Here is a 16,349-nt window from a genome sequence, read left to right as displayed (position 1 = left end):
GCGCGCCCTCACTTGCGCACGGCCTTGGCGCCGAACAGGCCGTTGGTGCGGAACAGGAGCAGCAGCAGGATCACGCTGAAGCTGACGATCTGGCGGTAGCTGGGCGGCAGAACGAGGGTGGACATCTCCTCCGCGATGCCGATCAGCAGCGCGCCCGCCACCGCCCCGAGCGGGCTGCCGAGCCCGCCGAGGATGGCGGCGGCGAAGATCGGGATCTGGTAGTTCCAGCCCATGAGCGGATCGATGGCGCGGTCGAGCCCGGCCAGCACGCCGGCGATGCCGATCAGCGCGCCGGTGAGCATCCAGGTGATGCGCGCCACCGTGCGCCGCTCCACCCCGCGCACCGCGGCGAGCGACGGGTTGTCCGCCACCGCCCGCATGGCGCGCCCGAGCGGCGAGGCGCTCAGCAGCAGGTGGAACAGGATGAGGGCGACGACGACCACGCCCGCCGTGGTCATCTGCTCGTAATTGATGCGGATGCCGTTCCAGCGGATCGGCCGCGCCACCGCGAGGTCGAAGCTGCGCGCCGCATTGCCGAAGGCGAAGCGGCAGATGTTCTCGATCACCAGCGACACGCCCATGGAGGCCACCAGCAGCGTGATGGAGCCGCGCTCGCGCAGGCGCTCGAACACCAGTTCGTCGCAGAGTACGCAGGCAAGCCCCACCACCAGCGCCGCGAACGCGGCGGCCATGGGAAGCGGCAGGCCGAAGGTCACGTTGGCGAGATAGCCCGCATAGGCGCCGAGGGTGAGGAGCGCGCCCACCGCGAAATTGGCGAAGCGCATGATGCCGAAGATCAGCGTCAGCGCCAGGGCCGGCAGCGCCAGCAGGAGGCCGGTGACGAGGCCGTTGAGGAAGAGCTGCGCGACCATCTCAGGCCTCCTTGCCGAAGAAGAGGCCGGCGAGGTCCGCCTGCTTCACGTCGCCCGCCTTGGCGCGCAGGCTGAGGCGGCCCGCCACCAGCACCACCACCTCGTCGGCGATGGCGAGGGCGGCGGCGACGTTCTGCTCGACCAGGAGCACGGTGACGCCGGCCTCGCGCACCCGCACCACCGCCTCCATGGTCTCGCCGACGATCTTCGGCGAGAGGCCGGCGGAGGGCTCGTCCAGCAGCAGCACTTCCGGATTGGCGAGCAAAGCGCAGGCGAAGGCCAGCATCTGCCTTTGGCCGCCGGAGAGGTTGCCGGCGAGCGTCTTCGGCCGCTGGCCGAGCTCGGGGAAGAGGGCGAGCACGCGCTCGCGCTGGCCCGGCCCGACGCCGGCGCGCCCGCGGATGAACTCGGTGGCGAGCTTGAGGTTCTCGGCGATGGTGAGGGAGGCGAACACGTTCGCCTCCTGCGGCACATAAGCAAGTCCGGCCGCCACCCGCCGCGCCGGCGACAGGGCGGTGATGTCGCGCCCCGTGACCTCGATGCGGCCGGCGCGGGCGGGCAGGAGGCCGGCCAGCGTCTTGATGAAGGAGGACTTGCCGGAGCCGTTCGGGCCGATGACGGTGACGATGGTCTCCGGCTTCTGGATCATGTCGATGCCGCAGACGATGTCGCCGCCGCGGCCGTAGCCGGCGCGCAGGCCGGCGACCGCGAGCGCGTGGTCGCGCGGATCGTCGAGGGCGGAAGCGGGGGGCGGGGCGGCGGCGTGCGCGTTCATGCGGCGACCCCGAGATAGGCGTCCACCACGCGCGGGTCGGCGGTGGCCTCGGCGAAGGTGCCCGACACCAGCGCGCGGCCCTGCGCCAGCACGTGCACCCGGTCGCACACCTCCTCCACGAGGTGCATGTCGTGCTCGACGATGCCGAAGGAGAGGCCCTCCGCCTTCAACTCGCGCACCAGGCGGATGATCTCCTCGCGCAAGGGGGGCGAGACGCCGGCGCCCGGCTCGTCCAGCAGGATGAGCTTGGGCTGCATGAGCAGCGCGCGCGCCACCTCCAGCAGCTTCTTCTGGCCGCCGGAGAGCATGCCGGACGGCTGGTCGGCGAGCTTGATGAGGCCGACGCGCTCCAGCAGGCGCCGGGCCTCGGCGGCGTTGGCGCGCTCCTGCGCCCACCATTTCGGCCGCGCCAGGAGCGCGCCGGCGAGCGTCTCGCCCGCCTGGTGCGGCGGGGCGATGAGCAGGGTCTCGAATACCGTGAGGCTGCCGAGTTCGCGCACGATCTGGAACGAGCGCACCACGCCCTTGGCCGCCATGCGGTGGGCGGCAAGGCCGGTCACGTCCTCGCCCTCGAAGGTGACGGTTCCGGCATCGGGCTTGGCGAGCCCGGTCAGGGCGTTGAGCAGGGTGGTCTTGCCCGCGCCGTTGGGGCCGATGAGGCCGGTCACCTGGCCACGCGCGAGATCCACGCTGCAATCGTCGAGGGCGGCGACGCCGCCATAGCGCCGGGTCAGTCCGCGGACATCGAGGAAGGGTTCCAAGGCGGCACGTCTCCCGCGGCGATGCCCCGGAAATGCCTCTTCCGTAGGCAGGGCGCCTTTTTGATATGCATCAAATCCGAAGAGTTTGATGAAGAATTGAACAGATGATCTGTTCACGATCCAAATTAGATCGAGTATGAGTGATGAAATCAAATTTATATTGCTTTGCACAAAGCCTAATTTTATTTATCAAGCCATGTCGAGAAGCCTGGAGATCGGCCTGCTGCGCACGTTCGTGCTGCTGGTTGAGGAAAAGAGCGTCACCAAGGTCGCGCGGCGGCTGAACCGGACCCAGCCCGCCATCAGCCTGCAGATCCGCCGGCTGGAGGAGGCGGCCGGGTTTCCGCTGTTCGAGGCGGACCTGAGGCATCTGCGCCTGTCGCGCCACGGCGAGATGCTGCTGCCCCACGCCCGCACCATGCTGCGGCTCGACGAGGAGGCGCGCCTGCGCCTCGCCGCCGACGAGGTGGAGGGGCGCGTGACGCTGGGCTGCCCGGACCTCTACGCCGCCTTCCTGCTGCCGGAGACGCTCGCGCGCTTCCGCGCCAGCTATCCGGCGGTGGAGGTGACGGTGCGCTGCGCCCTCTCGCGCCAGCTCGCCGAGGACATGTCCGACGGGCTGGTGGACGTCGCCATCGCAACCCGCATGCCCGGTGTGGCGCCGCGGGTGGGCATCGGCACGGTGCTGCGGCCGGAAGCCTTGGTCTGGCTCGGGGCGGAGGGCGGCACCGCACATCGCGCCGATCCGCTGCCGCTCGCCATGCTGCCGGACGGCAACCTCTATCGCGACTTCGCCCTCGCCGCGCTCGACCGCATCGGCCGGCGCTGGCGCATCGCCTGCATCTCGGAGAGCATCGCCGGGCTCCAGGCCATGGCGCTGGCGGACGCGGCGGTGTGCGTTCTGGCCCAGTCGGTGCGCACGCCGGGCCTTGCCGCTTTGCCGCCCTCGGGCGGCCTGCCGGCGCTGGAGAGCGTCGACCTGATCCTGTGGCAGCGCCATCCCGGCGGCTCGCCCGCCGCCGACCATCTCGCCGCCCACATCCGCCGCGACGTCTCCGCGGGGCGCTGAGGAATACGGTCGCTTCGAGATGGCCCATCGCGGCCTATCGCTGCGGTCGCAGTGCACGGTGTCTCACGCGCCGTCATGGCCCGGCTTGTCCGGGCCATCCACCGGGCCGCTTGCTCCACCGCGACACGGCGGGCGCCGGCCCGGCCGCAGAGTGGATCCCCCGCATGTGGCGGGGATGACGGTGGGGACAACGGCGGGGCGTGAGGTGCCGTCAGCGGCCCCGACCCGCCGTCATGACCCGGCTTGTCCGGGCCATCCACCGGGCCGGATGCTCCACCGCGACATGGCGGGCGCCGGCCTGGCCGCCGCGTAGATCCCCCGCACGAGGCGGGGGATGACCGTGGGGGAGTGGCGGGGGCCGGAGGTGCCGGCCCGCGCCGTGCGCCATATCGCTTGGGGCCGCGCCCCTATCGCTGCGGCCCGGGCGCTGCCAGGGCGCCGGGCAGGCGCAGCCGCACGAAGCGGGGGGCGAGGTCGACGCCGGCCCGCGAGAGCGCCGTGGCGAGCCGGGCGATGCCCTTGCGGATCGCCTCCGGGCTCAGCGCCGCATAGCCCAGCACCACCGCGCGGGGATAGCGGAACGGCACGATCTCGTGCGCGCCCGCCGCCTCCAGCGTGTAGATGCCGACCCCCGCGTCGGCGGCGATCTGCGCCACCTCGCGCACCGGCGGAAAATGGTCCGGCAGCGTCCACATCACGTGCATGCCGGCATCGGCGCCGCTGATGCGCGCCGGGCCGAAATGGGTGTTGAGGCTCTCCACCAGCGCCTGGCGCGCCTCGCTGTAGGTCTGGCGGATGCGCCGCACATGGCGCGCGAAGCGGCCCTGGTCGATGAAGTCGGCGAGCACGATCTGGTCGATCCAGGGGTGGCCGTAATTGGCGAGGCTCTTGGCCTGCCGGAGCGGCGTCACCAGCTGCTTCGGCACCACCATGTAGCCGGTGCGGATGCCCGCCCCGACCGACTTCGAGAAGGTGCCGAGATAAATCACCGAGGTGTTGGCATCGAGCCCGGCGAGCGCCGCCAGCGGGGCGCCGTCATAGCGGAAGTCGCTGTCATAATCGTCTTCCACCACATAGGCGCCGCTGCTGCGCGCCCAGGCCAGCAGCTCGCGCCGGCGGCCGAGCGACAGGGTGGCGCCGGTCGGGAACTGGTGGGAGGGGGTGACATAAGCGAGCGTCGCGCCGCAGCCGTCCAGATAGTCGGTGCACAGGCCGTGCCCGTCCACCGGCACCGGAACGAGCGCCCCGCCATAGCTCATGAAGACGTGCGCCGCCCCGGCATAGCAGGGGTCCTCGACCGCGATCCGCACCCCCGGCTGCACGAACAGGCGGCTGATGAGGTTGAAGCCCTCCTGCGCGCCGGCGGTGATGAACACCTGGTCAGGCTCGGCCGGGATGGCGCGGTTGGCGGAGACGTGGCGGGCGATGGCGCTGCGCAGCTCGATGGCGCCTTCCGGCGGCCCGTAGCCGGAGAGGTTGCCGGAGGCGCGCGAAAGATTCTCCACCAGCAATTGCCGCCATTCCCTCAGCGGAAAGTTGCGGCTGTCGGCGCTGCCATACCAGAAGTCCACCTGCATGCGGTTGGGGCCGGTCTGCACCATGCGCAGCGGCGCGGCACGCAGCAGCACCGGCGGATGCACCACCGCCGGCTCCGCCGGCCGGGGCGGGGGTGACGCCGAGGAAGGCTTGCCCGACAGGCCGACGCACTCTTCCGGCAGCACGTCGCACACGAAGGTGCCGGCGCCGGGACGCATGGAGAGGTAGCCCTCCTTCGCCAGGCGCTCGAATGCCAGGACCACGGTGTTGCGCGAGACCTTGAGCGTGCTGGAAAGCTCCCGCGTCGAGGGCAGCGCCGCGCCCGGCCCCAGCGTGTGGGCGAGGATCGCCGCGCGCACCTGGTCGTAGACCTGCTCCTGGAGCGTCGCGCCCGCGGACGGGTCGAGATGGAATGGAATCATGTGCCTGCCCGTTCCTTGCGCCCAAGGCTGAGCATAGCAATTCGCGTGCCACTTGGCTGGGATGGCGTATGCCTCAGGCGAGCCCCGACGCCACCTGCCGCACCAGCGGATCGGCGCGCGCTTCCGCGAGGCTGCCGCGAAAGATGATCTCCCCGCGCTCGATCACGCAGATGCGCGAGACGTAATCGGGGATGTGCTGGACGTTCGATTCCGCCATCAGGATCGCCTTGCCCGACGCGCGGATCGAGGCGATGCCGGCGGCGATGGTGGGGATGATGGCGGGCGAGAGGCCCTCGAAGGGCTCGTCGAGCAGCAGAAGCTCCGGGTCGAGCGCCAGCGCGCGGGCGATCGACACCATCTTGCGCTCGCCGCCGGACAGCTCGGCCCCGCCGCGCGCCATGTAGGTGGTGAGCTTGGGGAACACCTCGTAGGCGAAGGCGACGCGGGCCTGCGCGCGGGCGGCCGGCGCGGGGCGCGTCCAGGTGCCGAAGGCGATGTTCTGCGCCACGGAGAGGCTGGCGAACACCTCGCTCTCCTCCGGCGAGAAGCCGATGCCGCGGCGCGCCACCAGGTGCGGCGGCAGGCCGGTGAGCGCGGCGCCGCGCCACTTCACCGCGCCCGCGCGCGCGGCGAGCTGGCCCATGATGGCGCGCAGCAGCGTGGTCTTGCCGGCGCCGTTGCGGCCGACGAGGCACACGATCTCGCCCTCGTTCACGTCGAGCGTGATGTCGCGCAGGATCGAGGTGCCGGCGATGTCGACGCTGAGGCCTTCAACCGAGAGCATTGTGGGGCACCTTGCCGACGAGGGTGTCGATCACCTCGGGGTCGCGGAAGAAGGCGTCGGGCGGCATGTCGGCGACGAGGCTCCCCGCCTTTAGGCCGACGACGCGGGTGGCGTAGCGCGCGATCAGCTCCATGTCGTGCTCCACCAGCACCAGGCTTTCCACGCCGAGCCGCTCGGCGGCTGCAAGCAGGGTCTCCATGATGCGGTCCTTGTCGGCGCTGGAGATGCCGCTGGTGGGCTCGTCCAGGAGGATCAGGCGCGGGCGCAAAGTGAGGGCGCTGGCGATGTCCACCAGCTTCTTCTCGCCCTGCGAGAGCGAGGCGCAGGGGGTGGTGAGCCGGTGCGCGAGGCCGAAGGCCGCCGCCACCTCCCGCACCTCGTCGCGCTCGCGCCGGTAGACGCCGGCGGGCTTCAACAGGCGGAAGGTCTCGCCCGCGCGGGCAAAGGCGCCGACCGCGATCATCTCCTCCACCGTGAAGCTCGGATAGACCGTGACGAGCTGGAACGAGCGCGCGAGCCCGCGCAAGGCGAGCGCGCTCGGCCCGAGGCCCTTGACCGAGCGGCCCTCGAAGATCACGTCGCCTTCGTCCGGCAGGAACAGGCCGGAGAGCGTGTTGACCAGCGTGGTCTTGCCCGCCCCGTTGGGGCCGACCACCGCCACCACCTCGCCCTTGGTGATGTCGAACGACACCCCCGAGAGCGCCGTGAAGGCACCGTAGCGCTTGGTGACCTCGAAGGCGCGCAGCAGCATTTCCGTCATCGCCGCCTCCAGTCCAGAGCGCGCGTGATGAGGCCGAGGATGCCGCGCGGCGCGAAGATGATGATCAAGGCGAGGATGGCGCCGAGCGCGAACCGCCAGTACTGGGTGTTCGCCATCAGCGCGTCCTGGAGCAGCGTGAAGGACACCGCGCCGACCACCGGCCCGAACAACTGCCCGAGCCCGCCCAGGATGATGATGAAGATCATGTTGCCCGACTGGGTCCAGAACGACAGTTCCGGGTCCGCCGCGCCGATGCTCACCGCCAGCACCGCCCCGCCCACCGCGCAATAGATGCCCGACAGCACGAAGGCGACATAGCGGACCCAGAACACCGGCACGCCCAGGAAGGCGGTCTTGCGCTCGTTGTCGCGCGCCGCCTTCAGCGCGAGGCCGAACGGCGAGGCGACGACGAGCGCCATGACGAGGAACATCACCGCGAACAGGCCGAGCGCGTACCAGTAGAACGGACCCACCAGGAAGGCGGTCTTGCTCAGGCCCGCATGGCTCGCCCCGAACAGGCTCGGCCGCGGCACGGAGATGCCGGATTCGCCGCCCGTCAGGTCGTAGAACTTGAACAGGAAGGAGTGGAAGATCATGCCGAAGGCGAGCGTCAGCATGGAGAAGAAGATGGTGGTGTAGCGCAGGCACAGGAGGCCGATGAGCCCCGCCACCGTGCCGCTCGCGAGCATCGCCACGATGAGCTGCGCCTCGAACGAGCGCACCCCGAGCTTCGCCCCCATCACCGCGCTGGCATAGGCGCCGATAGCGAGGAACATGGCGTGGCCGAACGACAGCAGTCCGCCATAGCCGAACAGCAGGTTGAGGCCGATGAGGGCGATGGCATAGGCGAGGATCGGGATGATGAGGGTGGTGTAATAGGGCCCCAGCGCGAACGGCGCGGCCGCGAACGCCGCGAGCACGGCGAGGAAGGCGAGGGTGGTCTTCATGCCTCGGCCTTTCCGAACAGCCCGTAGGGCCGCACCACGAGGACGACGATCACCACCAGATAGATGGACATCACCTCCAGCTCCGGGAAGTAGGTCAGCGAGAGTGCCCGCAGCACGCCGACGATGATGGCGCCGAGGAAGGCGCCGCGGATGCTGCCGAGCCCGCCGATCACCACCACGGCGAAGGCCTCGACGATGAGCGCGATGGGCATCTCCAGCGAGGCGGCGGTGGTGGGGATGACGAGCGCCCCGCCCACCGTGCCGAGCATGGAGCCGAGCACGAACACCAGCGTATTGATGCGCCGCGTGTTGGCGCCCAGCGCCTCCGCCATGCGGCCGTTCTCGGCGGTGGCGCGCACCACGTGCCCGAGGCTGGTGCGCTCGATCAGCCAGTAGAGCAGGCCGGCCACCACCAGGGCGCTCAGCATGACCAGAAGGTTGTAGACCGGGAAGGTGAAGCCGCCCACGGCGAGCGTGCCATAGACCGAGGGCAGGTCGCCGAGGAGCCGAGGCTGCGCGCCCCAGACATAGCGCAGCACGTCCTGGAACATCAGCACGAAGGCGAACGTCATGAGCAGCTGGAAGGCCTCGTCGCGGCCGTAGACGGTGCGCAGCACCCGCTCGATGACGAAGCCCACCTGTCCGGCCAGGAGGCCGGACAGGATGAGCACCGGCAGGAGCAACGCGGGGGAGCCGCCCTGTGCCGAGAACCACTCGAACACCGAGGCGCCGAAATAGGCGCCGAGGGCATAGAGCGAGCCGGCGGTGAGATTGACGATGCGCTGCACGCCGAAGATGAGCTGCAGTCCCGCCGTGACGAGGAACAGGACCGCAGCGTTGAACAACGCGGCGAACAGGAGGTCGACCGTGGCCATGTCGCGTCAGTGCCCCCGGCCGGATCAGACCGGGAAATTGGCGGTTTCGAGCCAGCCCCAGAAATCGGCACCCGGCGGCTTCTGGAGCACCGAGGCGTCGTAGCTGTAGGTGTCCTTCAGCGTGCACACGTCATAGGGGTTGTCGTGGGTGGCGAAGCCGCCGTAGAACATCTCCTCGGCGATGTGGTCCTTGCGCATGCCGGCCGGGCCGCCGAAGGACTCCACCTTGATGCCTTCCATCGCTTGGGCGATCTCCTCGGGCTTCGGCCAGGATCCGCCTTTCGCGGCCATCGCCTTCTCCACGCCCGCCTTGTAGACGTTCATGGCGAAGAAGGCGCGGTCGCTCTCCCAGTGCGGATAGTCCTTGTACTTGTCCATGTAGTATTCGACGAATTCCTTCTGGGCCGGGGAGGGGTTCGGCCGGGCGAAATACATGGTGTTGTAGCACAAGAGCGTGCCGACCGGCGTGAAGGGCTTCTTGAGCTGGCCGTGCTGGTGGCCGGCCTGCACCAGCACCATGCGGGCGGTGTCGGTGAGGCCGGCGCTGGTGGCCGCGCGCATGAAGATGGGCAGGTCCGCATTGCCCAGCACGCAGTAGATGAGGTCGGGCTTGGCCGCCTTCAGCGCCGCGACGTTCGCGGTGAAATCGAGCTGGGAGAAGCTCGACCACTGCTCGGACACCACCTCGGCGTCGATGCCGAACTTCTTGTTGAGCGCCTTGAAGGCGGTCCACACGTTGCGACCGTAGGTGTAGTCCGGGCTGATGGCGGCAATGCGCTTGAACTGGCCCTTCAGGTGCTTGAGCGCGATCAGCGAGGCCATCACCGCCTCGCACTCGTTGTCGGTGCTCTTGAACACGTATTTCGGCGACGGCATGGTCTCCTTCACGCCGTCCTGGGTGGTGCCGTCCCAGAAGATGGTGAGCACCTGCATGTCCTCCAGCGTCGGCGCCATGGGCAGCGTGACGCCCGTGGAGTAGCCGCCCTGGATGCAGTCCACCTTCTCCTGGAGCACCAGGCGCCGGGCGCGCTCCAGCGTCTCCTTGGCGTTGGTCTCCTCCTCCACCACCAGCTCGACCTTGCGGCCGGCGATGCCGCCGGCGGCATTGATCTTCTCGATGGTCCATTCCACCGCGCGCAGGCCGTTGGCGCCGATATAGGCGGCGGTGCCGGCGCGCGGCGCGATGATGCCCACCTTGATGGGCGCGTTCTGGGCGATGGCGGGCATGGGGAAGGCGCCGACGGCGCTGGTCGCCGCGAGCCCCGCCATGCCCTTGAGAACGCCGCGGCGGTGGATACCTGATGTCTCGTCCATGTCGGTCTCCGGAAGGTTTGGAGAAGCGGCGCCTTTGGCGCTCTGAACTTTTTTCAACGCAAGCGGGTGTGGTTCGGCGCCTGTCCGCCGGTCTCAGGCGAACAGGTCGTCCATGGCCGCCTTCACCTCGGCGGCGGCGGCAGGCTCCAGCGGCAGCAGCGGCGGGCGCGGATAGCCGGCGCTCTTGCCCATCAGCGCGAGACCCTCGTGGGCGACGCGGATGATGCCGTAGCGCCCGCCGATCTCGCTCAGGGGGAAGAGCTTGGCCGCCGCGGCATAGGCCGCCGCCACGTCGCCGGCCTTGGCCGCGTTCCAGAAGGCGACGCACTCGGCGGGGCAGATGTTGGCAAGGCCGGTGAACCAGGCAGGGGCGATGGCGAGCGCCGGCTCCAGGATCAGCGTGTCCTGGCCGATGCCCACCTTCACCTTGCCGCCGGTGATCTTCGGCACCATGAAGGCGCGCGAGAGGTCGCCGGAGGAATCCTTCATGCCCACCAGGGTCGGGATGGACGAGAGCTTCTTCACCAGCGCCGGGGTAAGGTCGATGCCGGCGAGCGGCGGGTTGTTGTAGAGCCACATGGGCAGGTCGCTGGCGGCGCCGACCGCTTCATAATGGGTGATTATTTCCCGCTCGGTGGGCTTCCAGTAGTTCAGCGGCACCACCAGCACCGCGTCGGCACCGGCGCCAGCGGCGTGCTTGGCGAGGCGAACACTTTCCGCCGTGGTCATGGCGCCGATGCCGGTCATCACCGGCACCTTGCCGCCGAGATGGGTGGCGACCTCTTCCAGCGCCTTCATCTTCTCGGCTTCGGTGAAGTAGCCGTTGGCGCCCGTGCTGCCGAAGAGCGTGACGCTGTGGATCCCAGCGGCGAGCGCTTCGTCAAGATGTTTCTTCCACCGCGTGTAGTCGATGGAGCCGTCCGCCGCGATCGGCGTCACCGAAAACAGAACAACACCCTCGATATTCATCCTGGTCATGCCTCGGCTCTCCAACTTCACTTGAGAGCCTGCGGCCGGGCGGTTCGGTTCACAAGGCGTGGAATGGTTCCGCTTTGGGAAAAATCGATAGGACCAGCTTATGGAGCGCTTCGGCGACGGGGCGGGTTTCGCTTAGGTTTCCCTGGCGAGCCGGCCGCTGCGGACGGCGGCGAGCGCCCTTTCTTCCCCAATACGAGGCCGATGCGCCATGGCCGATGCGGACGTCATCAAGACCACCTGCCCGAGGGACTGCTACGATGCCTGCGGCGTCGTCGTGAGTCGGAAAGGCGGGACAATCCAGAAGGTCCTCGGCGATCCGGAGCACGCGATTACCCGCGGTGCGCTCTGCGGCAAGTGCGCCATCGCCTATAACGGCGCCTGGCGCGCCCCGGACCTGCGGCTCGCGACGCCCCTGAAGCGCGTCGGCGCCAAGGGGGAGGGCGCGTTCGCCCCGATCTCCTGGGACGAGGCCTTGGGGCTGATCGCGGACCGGTTCGGCGCGCTCGCCGCCGAGGGTGCGGTGCGCACCATCCTCCACACCCACTACACCGGCACGGTCGGCCTTGTCGGCGGCTGGTATCCCATCCGCTTCTTCAATCGCCTCGGCGCCACCGAGGTGGATCCCGACACGGTCTGCAACAAGGCCGGCCACGTGGCGCTGGAGATGACCTTCGGCAACTCGCTGGAAGGCTTCGACCCGCGCACCGCAAGCGCGGCCCGCACCATCGTGGTGTGGGGCGCCAACCCCTCCTTCTCCGCGCCGCACCAGAACAAGGGCTGGCTCAAGGCGGCGCAGGCGGCCGGCGCGCGCATCATCGCGGTCGACCCCATCGCCCACGACACCGCGCGCGCCGCCGACCTGCATCTGCAGCTTCGGCCCGGCAGCGACGCGGCGCTGGCCTTCGCCTTCATCCACGTGCTGAAGCGCGATGGGATGGTGGACGAGGCCTTCCTCGCCGCCCATGTGCTGGGCGCCGAGGCGCTTGCCCCCGCCATCGCCGACATGACGCCCGAGCGCGCGGAAGCGCTTTGCGGCGTGCCGGCGGCGCGCATCGAGGAGGCGGCGCGGGCCTACGGCGCCGGCCCCTCGCTGCTGTGGCTCGGCCAGGGCGTGCAGCGCCAGCCTTATGGCGGCAACGCGTTCCGCGCGCTGGCGGCGCTGGTGGCCTTCTCCGGCAATCTCGGCAGGCCCGGCGCCGGCTTCCTCTACATGAACGGCCCCGGCGGGCGCGGCATCGACATGGCGACGATCACCTGCCCCGAACTCGCGGCGGACGCCCCGCCCGCCATCAGCCACATGGACCTCGCCGCGACCCTGGAGGATGCCGGCCGCGCCCGCGCCTTCGTGAACTGGAACAACAACCCCGCCGCCTCCTCTCCCGAGCAGGCGCGGCTGCGCCAGGCGCTGAAGCGCGAGGACCTGTTCCACGTGGCGGTGGAGCTGTTCCACACCGACACCACCGCCTATGCGGACATCGTGCTGCCGGCGGCGAGCTTCCTCGAATGCGACGACCTGGTGCTGTCCTATTTCGACCTCACCGTCTCGGCGCAGGTGAAGGCGGGCGACCCGCCCGGCGCGGCGCTGCCCAATTCGGAGATCTTCCGCCGGCTCGCCGCCGCCATGGGCTTCACAGAGCCGGAGCTGTTCGAGAGCGACGCCGACCTGATCGCGCGTCTGCTCGCGCAGACGCCGTTCGCGGGCACGTTCGCGGACCTTTCCGCCATCGGCACGGCCACCGTCTTCCCCGAGCCGAAGGTGCAGTTCGAGGGCCTCGCCTTCGGCACGCCGTCCGGCCGCATCGAGCTTGCGAGCGCGCAGGCCGAAGCGCTTGGCCTGCCGCGCCTGCCGCTCGCCCATGCGGACGCGCCGCCGCAGGACGGGCTGGTGCGCATCCTCTCCCCTGCCTCGCAGTGGCAGATGAATTCGAGCTACGGCAACGATCCCATGATCCAGCGCCGGCTCGGCCCGCCCACCGTGGCGCTGCATCCGGACGATGCGGCGCGCCGGGGGCTCGCCGAGGGCGACCAGGTGCTGCTCGCCAATGGCGAGGGGCGCGTGCCGGTGAGCGTCACCATCTCCGACCGCACGCTTCCCGGTGTCGGGCTGATGCACAAGGGCCGCTGGCCGGGCCATTCGCCGGGCGACGCCAACGTCAATGCGCTGGTGCCGGGCCGCAAGAGCGACATCGCCGAGAGCACCACCGTCCACGGCACCGAGGCGCGCCTCGTGCGGCCGGAGGCGGCGGAATGAGCGGCTCCGCAAGGGCGGGGGCGATGCGCGACGTGGCGGTGATCGGGGCGGGTCCGGTGGGCCTGTTCACCGTCTTCGCGCTCGGCCAGGCCGGGCTCGACGCGCTGGTGGTGGACGCGCTCGACGCGCCCGGCGGCCAGTGCGCGGCGCTCTATGCGGAAAAGCCGATCTACGACATTCCCGGCCGCCCTTCCGTGACCGCGGCCGCGCTGGTGGCGGACCTCGTGCAGCAGGCGGCGCCCTATGCGCCGCTCTATCTGCTTAGCCGGCGCGCCGTGGGCCTGCGCCAGGACGGGGAGGGCTTCCGCATCGCCTTGTCGGACGGCAGCGAGGCGGCCGCCCGCGCGGTGGTGGTGGCGGCGGGGGCCGGCGCGTTCGGCCCCAACCGGCCGCCGCTGCCCGGCCTCGCCGCGTTCGAGGGCGAGAGCCTGTTCTACGCGGTGGACGACCCGGAGCGGTTCCGCGGCCAGCGGGTGGTGATCGCCGGTGGCGGCGATTCGGCCGCCGACTGGGCGGTGATCCTCGCCGCGCGCGCTGCGGAGGTGACGCTGGTGCACCGCCGGCCGGTGTTCCGCGCCGCGCCGGCGACGCTCGGCGAGATCGAGCGGCTGCAGAAAGCGGGCCGCATCCGCATCGCCGCGCCGCGCACGCTCGCCGGGCTTGCCGGCACCGGGGGGCGGATCGCGGCCGTGCGCCTCGGCGACGGGGCGGGCGGCGAGGAGGAGGTGGCGGCCGACGCGCTCCTGTGTTTCTACGGCCTCTCCAAGGACCTCTCGGCGCTCGCCGGCTTCGGCATCGACGCGGGCGCCTCCGGCATTCCGGTCGATCCGGCGAGCATGCAGACGCGGCGTGCCGGCGTGTTCGCCGTGGGCGACATCGCCGACTATCCCGGCAAGCTGAAATTGATCCTCACCGGCTTCGCCGAGGCGGCGCGCGCCGCCCACAGCGCGCTCGCTCTGCTGCGGCCGGAGGCGGCGCGCCACTTCGAGCATTCCACCAGCCGCGGCGATCCCGCCGCCCGTGCGGTCCAAGGCGGCGATCCCGCCGCCCGTGCGGTCCAAGGCGGCGATCCCGCCGCCCGTGTCCACGCCTGAGGAGCCCTCGCGCCATGACGCGTCTCATCGTCACCGCCGGCGACGGCACCCGCCACGAAGTGGAGGCCGCCGACGGCCTCTCGCTCATGGAGGCGCTGCGGCCACTCGACATCGGCATCGCCGGCGAGTGCGAGGGCTCGGCCGCCTGCGCCTCGTGCCACGTCTGGGTGGCCGACGCCTGGATCGCCCGCCTGCCGGAGCCGGAGGACGCGGAAGCCGACATGCTCGACTGCGCCTTCAACACCCGCGCCGGCTCGCGCCTGTCGTGCCAGCTCCGGGTCGGCCCCGAGCTGGAGGGCTTGGAGGTCACGGTTCCGCACGCCTGAGCCGGCCGGCCGCGATTCGCGGCGGCCTGACCGAAGCGATTGGCCCGCAACGGGTTTGCCAGCGCCTCGCCGCGCTGCCACCATGCGGCGCGCCCGACGCGATCGGGCGGCTCGGCACGACAGGCACCATGGCGCGCGCACCCGTTGAGTCACCCCGTTCGCGGATGGCGAGCCCGCGGGCGACCCTCGCCGACGTGGCGCAGACTGCTGGCGTCGACATGTCCACCGCCTCGCGCGTGCTGCGCGGCGACGTCTCCCAGCGGGTGCGGGAGGAGACGCGCGCGCGCATCCTGAAGGTCGCCGAGGACTTGGCCTATCGCCCCAATTCCCTGGCGCGCGGCCTGCGCACGGCGCGCACCGACACGCTGGGCATCGTCGTGCCGCAGCTCGACAATCCGGTGTTCGCCGCGGCCATCCGCGGCGCCGAGCAGGCGGCGGCGGAGCTGGGCTATTCGCTGCTGATCTCCCACCGCGAGCCCGGCACCACCGCCACCACCATCGCCAAGCTCTCCCAGACCAACCGGGTGGACGGGCTGTTGGTGGCGAGCCTCGACGACGACGAGGTGCTGCGCTCAGACCTTGCCGCCGCGCACGTGCCGTTTGTGCTGATGAACCGCATCCTGCCCGGCGCGCCGCTCTCGGTGGTGCTGGACAGCCGGGCGGCGGCGCGCCGGGGGGTCGAGCATCTCGTCGGGCTCGGCCACCGGCGCGTCGCCCACCTCTCCGGCCGGGCGCAGGGCTTCAACGCGGCGCAGCGCCTGGAGGGCTATCGCGAGGGTCTGGAGGCGGCCGGCATCGCCTTCGATCCGGTGCTGGTGGCCACCGCCGGCTACACCGCCGAGGGCGGCGCCCGCGCCATGGCCGAATTGCTGCCGCAGCGCCCCACGGCGGTGCTGGCGGCGACCCTGGTTTCCGCAGCCGGCGCCATGTCGGTGCTGCACGCGGCGGGCTGGCGCATCCCCCAGGACATTTCGGTCGCCGGCCTGCACGATGCGCCGGTGGCGCGCCTGCTCTATCCCAGCCTCACCACGGTGATGATGCCCACCGAGGAGATGGGCCGCGTCGCCGCCTCGCTGCTGGTGCGCAGCCTTGCGGGCGAGCACCCCGACCCGGTCCCGCCGCTGCCGCCCGGCGACCTCATCCCCCGCGCCTCGACCGGGCCGGCGCCTGGGTAGGGCGCAGCGGCTGGCTTCTGCCTGCTACATCCACCTGCCGCGCCGCTTGTTTGGTGGAGAACCCTCTGCCCGGCGGGAGAGGGCAGGGTGAGGGGATGGGGGCGTTGGGTTCGGGCGCGCCCGATGCCGGGCGCACCGGAGGCAGCGGGGAGTCCCTGCCGGGCGACGACCCCGCCGTTCGCGCCCCCTCTCCCGCTTGCGGGGGAGGGAGGGGAGGGGGCAGGTCCGGGAGGAAGCCCTCCAGCGTTCGCCTTTGCGGAAAGCGATTTCCCCCTCCCTGCCCTCCCCCGCAAGCGGGAGAGGGCTCCGCGTCGCTCCCGGCTTTCGCGTCCCGCGCCGCCTTCCAACATTCCCGCTTGACGGCTCCCGCCGGGTCTGACAGCTTTGAACAAACGATTGCTCAAGAAGAA

The 16,349-nt window shown here is 70.8% G+C and carries 15 protein-coding genes; 5 read left to right on the top strand and 10 right to left on the bottom strand.

What is annotated here, in order from left to right; translation table 11 throughout:
• Positions 1-8: 8 nt before the first annotated feature.
• Genes D9R14_RS17440 through D9R14_RS17430 form a run of 3 tightly spaced genes read right to left on the bottom strand, consistent with a single transcriptional unit; the run spans position 9 to position 2,408 of the window.
• Entirely contained in the window at positions 9-872 is an 864-nt protein-coding gene (locus tag D9R14_RS17440; RefSeq protein WP_121624629.1) for a branched-chain amino acid ABC transporter permease, read from the bottom strand.
• Between the two features lies 1 nt (position 873).
• Complete coding sequence (locus tag D9R14_RS17435) at positions 874-1,647, bottom strand: branched-chain amino acid ABC transporter ATP-binding protein (RefSeq protein ID WP_121624628.1); 774 nt, start codon at positions 1,645-1,647, stop codon at positions 874-876.
• Positions 1,644-2,408 (bottom strand): ABC transporter ATP-binding protein, encoded by a 765-nt coding sequence (locus D9R14_RS17430; RefSeq protein WP_147453057.1) that lies wholly within the window; start codon positions 2,406-2,408, stop codon positions 1,644-1,646. The genes D9R14_RS17435 and D9R14_RS17430 overlap by 4 nt, the downstream gene beginning before the upstream one ends.
• Before the next feature lie 196 nt (positions 2,409-2,604).
• On the opposite strand from D9R14_RS17430, the gene D9R14_RS17425 reads away from it, so the two are divergent.
• Entirely contained in the window at positions 2,605-3,477 is an 873-nt protein-coding gene (locus D9R14_RS17425; protein ID WP_170168660.1) for a LysR substrate-binding domain-containing protein, read from the top strand.
• A gap of 407 nt (positions 3,478-3,884) precedes the next feature.
• Here the strand turns inward: D9R14_RS17425 and pdxR are convergent, their stop codons facing one another.
• The 7 genes from pdxR to D9R14_RS17390 form a co-directional block, all read right to left on the bottom strand.
• The gene (gene pdxR, locus D9R14_RS17420; protein WP_121624626.1) at positions 3,885-5,435 is read right to left on the bottom strand and encodes a MocR-like pyridoxine biosynthesis transcription factor PdxR; all 1,551 of its coding nucleotides are present in this window, start codon (positions 5,433-5,435) and stop codon (positions 3,885-3,887) included.
• Between the two features lie 73 nt (positions 5,436-5,508).
• Positions 5,509-6,219: an ABC transporter ATP-binding protein gene (locus D9R14_RS17415; RefSeq protein WP_121624625.1), complete on the bottom strand. Its 711-nt coding sequence runs from the start codon at positions 6,217-6,219 to the stop codon at positions 5,509-5,511.
• Positions 6,206-6,979, bottom strand: coding sequence for an ABC transporter ATP-binding protein (locus D9R14_RS17410; protein ID WP_121624624.1), 774 nt, complete (start codon positions 6,977-6,979; stop codon positions 6,206-6,208). The genes D9R14_RS17415 and D9R14_RS17410 overlap by 14 nt, the downstream gene beginning before the upstream one ends.
• Positions 6,976-7,926, bottom strand: coding sequence for a branched-chain amino acid ABC transporter permease (locus D9R14_RS17405; RefSeq protein ID WP_121624623.1), 951 nt, complete (start codon positions 7,924-7,926; stop codon positions 6,976-6,978). Before D9R14_RS17405 ends, D9R14_RS17410 begins: the two co-directional genes overlap by 4 nt.
• Positions 7,923-8,801 carry a branched-chain amino acid ABC transporter permease gene (locus tag D9R14_RS17400; protein WP_121624622.1) on the bottom strand — a complete coding sequence of 293 codons (879 nt, stop codon included), beginning with the start codon at positions 8,799-8,801 and terminating at the stop codon, positions 7,923-7,925. Before D9R14_RS17400 ends, D9R14_RS17405 begins: the two co-directional genes overlap by 4 nt.
• A gap of 24 nt (positions 8,802-8,825) precedes the next feature.
• Positions 8,826-10,115 (bottom strand): ABC transporter substrate-binding protein, encoded by a 1,290-nt coding sequence (locus D9R14_RS17395; protein WP_121624621.1) that lies wholly within the window; start codon positions 10,113-10,115, stop codon positions 8,826-8,828.
• A 93-nt stretch (positions 10,116-10,208) separates the two neighbouring features.
• Positions 10,209-11,093 (bottom strand): dihydrodipicolinate synthase family protein, encoded by an 885-nt coding sequence (locus tag D9R14_RS17390; RefSeq protein ID WP_121624620.1) that lies wholly within the window; start codon positions 11,091-11,093, stop codon positions 10,209-10,211.
• Positions 11,094-11,301: 208 nt separating this feature from the next.
• On the opposite strand from D9R14_RS17390, the gene D9R14_RS17385 reads away from it, so the two are divergent.
• The 4 genes from D9R14_RS17385 to D9R14_RS17370 all read left to right on the top strand — a co-directional run bounded on the left by D9R14_RS17385 (position 11,302) and on the right by D9R14_RS17370 (position 15,939).
• Positions 11,302-13,344: a molybdopterin-containing oxidoreductase family protein gene (locus tag D9R14_RS17385; protein ID WP_121624619.1), complete on the top strand. Its 2,043-nt coding sequence runs from the start codon at positions 11,302-11,304 to the stop codon at positions 13,342-13,344.
• The gene (locus D9R14_RS17380; protein ID WP_121624618.1) at positions 13,341-14,438 is read left to right on the top strand and encodes an NAD(P)/FAD-dependent oxidoreductase; all 1,098 of its coding nucleotides are present in this window, start codon (positions 13,341-13,343) and stop codon (positions 14,436-14,438) included. Before D9R14_RS17385 ends, D9R14_RS17380 begins: the two co-directional genes overlap by 4 nt.
• A 14-nt stretch (positions 14,439-14,452) precedes the next feature.
• Positions 14,453-14,764 (top strand): 2Fe-2S iron-sulfur cluster-binding protein, encoded by a 312-nt coding sequence (locus D9R14_RS17375; RefSeq protein WP_121624617.1) that lies wholly within the window; start codon positions 14,453-14,455, stop codon positions 14,762-14,764.
• A gap of 164 nt (positions 14,765-14,928) precedes the next feature.
• Complete coding sequence (locus tag D9R14_RS17370) at positions 14,929-15,939, top strand: LacI family DNA-binding transcriptional regulator (protein WP_121624616.1); 1,011 nt, start codon at positions 14,929-14,931, stop codon at positions 15,937-15,939.
• The last annotated feature ends 410 nt before the right edge of the window (positions 15,940-16,349 follow it).

Source organism: Xanthobacter tagetidis (assembly GCF_003667445.1).
Lineage (GTDB): Bacteria > Pseudomonadota > Alphaproteobacteria > Rhizobiales > Xanthobacteraceae > Xanthobacter > Xanthobacter tagetidis.
Note: the sequence above shows the minus strand (reverse complement) of the source record. Positions and strands in the feature narration are given on the sequence as shown.